Annotated in this window: 3 protein-coding genes and 1 pseudogene; all 4 read left to right on the forward strand. The window is 50.4% G+C overall.

Annotation, left to right across the window (positions count from 1 at the left end; all coding sequences use genetic code 11):
- The first annotated feature begins 17 nt into the window (after positions 1-17).
- Complete coding sequence (frdA, locus tag EES38_RS21545; RefSeq protein WP_124939270.1) at positions 18-1,829, forward strand: fumarate reductase (quinol) flavoprotein subunit; 1,812 nt, start codon at positions 18-20, stop codon at positions 1,827-1,829.
- On the forward strand, positions 1,829-2,569 hold the full coding sequence (locus EES38_RS21550) for a succinate dehydrogenase/fumarate reductase iron-sulfur subunit (protein ID WP_124939271.1): 741 nt from the start codon (positions 1,829-1,831) through the stop codon (positions 2,567-2,569). Before frdA ends, EES38_RS21550 begins: the two co-directional genes overlap by 1 nt.
- A gap of 1 nt (position 2,570) precedes the next feature.
- Entirely contained in the window at positions 2,571-2,954 is a 384-nt protein-coding gene (gene frdC / locus EES38_RS21555; protein ID WP_124939272.1) for a fumarate reductase subunit FrdC, read from the forward strand.
- A 10-nt stretch (positions 2,955-2,964) separates the two neighbouring features.
- Positions 2,965-3,059: pseudogene (locus tag EES38_RS21560) on the forward strand (fumarate reductase subunit FrdD); the annotation flags it as partial.

Here is a 3,059-nt window from a genome sequence, read left to right on the forward strand (position 1 = left end):
TTTCACTGGAGGATACTGTGCAAACATATATCACAGATATCGCGGTCATAGGTGCTGGTGGCGGCGGTCTTCGCTCTGCGATTGCAGCAGCTGAAGCAAATCCTGATATGGAAGTCGCTCTGATTTCTAAAGTCTATCCAATGCGTTCGCATACCGTTGCTGCCGAAGGTGGTTCTGCGGCTGTTATTAAAGAAGAAGATTCTCTTGATAATCACTTTAATGACACTGTAGGCGGTGGTGACTGGCTGTGTGAACAAAACGTCGTTGAATATTTYGTTGAAAACGCCACTCGCGAGATGACCCAAATGGAACAATGGGGTTGTCCGTGGAGCCGTAAGGACAATGGTGAAGTCAACGTACGTCGTTTTGGTGGCATGAAAATCGAGCGCACCTGGTTTGCGGCTGATAAAACCGGCTTCCATATGCTTCATACGTTGTTCCAAACATCGATGAAGTACCCTCAAATYAAACGCTTTGATGAATATTTYGTGGTCGACCTACTGGTTAACAACGGAGAGATTCAGGGCTTAATCGCAATTCACATGTCAGAAGGCGAGCTTGTTGTCATTAAAGCGAAGTCTGTTGTACTGGCAACAGGTGGTGCAGGCCGTGTTTATCACTGCAACACCAACGGCGGTATCGTAACCGGTGACGGGATGGCGATGGCGTATCGTCATGGCGTGCCTTTGCGTGACATGGAGTTTGTGCAGTATCACCCAACGGGTCTGCCTGGCACCGGTATCCTGATGACCGAAGGTTGTCGTGGTGAAGGCGGAATCATGCTGAACAAAAACGGCTACCGTTACCTGCAAGACTACGGTTTGGGACCGGAAACACCGGTTGGCCAACCGAAGAACAAATACATGGAATTAGGTCCTCGTGACAAAGTGTCTCAGGCCTTCTGGCATGAACAACAAAAAGGCAACACCATCAAACACCCACTGGGTGATGTGGTTCACCTGGATTTACGCCACCTTGGCGAAGCGTACTTAGAAGAGCGTTTACCGTTCATTTGTGAGCTGGCGAAAGCGTACGTTAACGTTGACCCAGCGAAAGAGCCGATTCCWATTCGTCCAACCGTGCACTACACCATGGGTGGGATTGAAGTGGACCCAAGCTGTGAAACCAAGATTAAAGGTCTGTTTGCGGTCGGTGAATGTGCGTCCTCTGGTTTGCACGGTGCGAACCGTCTGGGTTCAAAYTCATTAGCCGAATTTGTGGTACTGGGCCGCGTTGCRGGTGAAAGTGCGGCRAAACACGCTAACACCTTTGACGGCTGGGACGATGCGACTATCGAAGCTCAAGTCAAAGACGTTCAGGCGATGATTGAYGGATTGCTGGCTCAGGAAGGCAATGAAAACTGGGCKGACATTCGSACWGAAATGGGTCAGAGCATGGAAGCCGGTTGTGGTATCTACCGTCAGGAAGACCTGATGCAGGCCACGGTTGACAAACTGGCTGAGCTAAAAGAGCGTTACAAACACATCAGCATCAAAGACAAAGGCAATGTGTTCAACACTGACCTTCTGTACGCGATTGAAGTCGGTTACGGTCTGGATGTCGCTGAAGCGATGGTCCACTCTGCGATTAACCGTCGCGAATCCCGCGGTGCACACCAACGTTTGGACGAAGGCTGTCAGGAACGTGATGACGTGAACTACCTGAAACACTCATTGGCGCATTACAACCCGAATGGGGCACCAACGATTGATTACAGTCCGGTCACGATAACCAAGTCACAACCGAAAGCCCGTCTGTACGGTGAAGCGGCTGAGAAAGCGGCGGCGGAAGAAGCGGCGAAAGCGGCGAGCGCAGAGGAGAAAGCATAATGACTGCACAACGTATGCAAAAAGTGGAAATTCTGCGTTATGACCCAGAGAAAGACGCAGAGCCGTACTTCCAAACGTACGAAGTGCCATTCAATGAGACCATGTCGGTATTGGATGCACTGATGTACATCAAAGACAATCTGGACAAACACCTGTCGTTTCGCTGGTCTTGCCGTATGGCGATTTGTGGCTCTTGCGGCATGATGATTGGTGGCATTCCAAAACTCGCGTGTAAGAACTTCCTGCGTGATTACCCTGAAGGGGTAAAAATCGAGCCGCTAGCGAACTTCCCTATCGAGAAAGACCTGATTGTGGACATGACTCCGTTTATCGAGCGTCTGGAAGCGATTAAACCGTACATCATTGGTAACGACCGCAAACCGGAAGATGGCCCTAACCTACAAACACCAGARGAGATGGCGCGCTACAAACAGTTCGCRGGCTGCATCAACTGTGGTCTGTGTTACGCGGCGTGTCCTCAGTTTGGTCTGAACCCTGAGTTCGTCGGTCCGGCGGCGCTGACATTAGCGCACCGCTACAACCTCGATACCCGTGATAACGGTAAAGACGAACGTATGGATTTAATCAACGGTGAAAACGGYGTTTGGGGCTGTACWTTCGTGGGCTACTGCTCTGAAGTGTGTCCAAAACACGTTGACCCGGCGTCCGCTGTTAACCAAGGCAAGATTGAGTCGTCTAAAGACTTTGTGATTGCCATGCTCAAACCACAGGAGGCATAAGATGAGTCATCGTAAGCCTTATGTAAGAGAAGTAAAACGTACCTGGTGGAAGAGTAATCCATTCTACCGTTTTTACATGGTTCGTGAAGGAACCGTATTGCCCCTAATCCTGTTCACACTGTTTCTGACCTTTGGGTTGGGTGCGCTKGTGAAAGGGCCTGAAGCTTGGGAAAGYTGGTTGGCGTTTATGGCCAATCCGGTGGTRATTGCCATCAACATCGTRGCGTTGTTGGGTGCCCTTTTCCACGCTCACACCTTCTTTGGCATGATGCCACAGGTGATGCCAATCCGAGTGAAAGGCAAACTGTTGAGCAAGAAAGTGGTGGTCGGTGCACAGTGGGCAGCGGTTGCCGTGATTTCCATCATCGTACTACTGCTGGTTTAGGGAGGCCTTCATGATTAATCAACATCCAAAACGTTCTGACGAACCGGTATGGTGGGGTCTGTTTGGTGCCGGTGGTACTTGGTTTGCCATGATTTCACCAGTGAC

It is taken from the genome of Vibrio viridaestus, from assembly GCF_003856525.1.
GTDB classification, from domain to species: Bacteria; Pseudomonadota; Gammaproteobacteria; order Enterobacterales; family Vibrionaceae; genus Vibrio; species Vibrio viridaestus.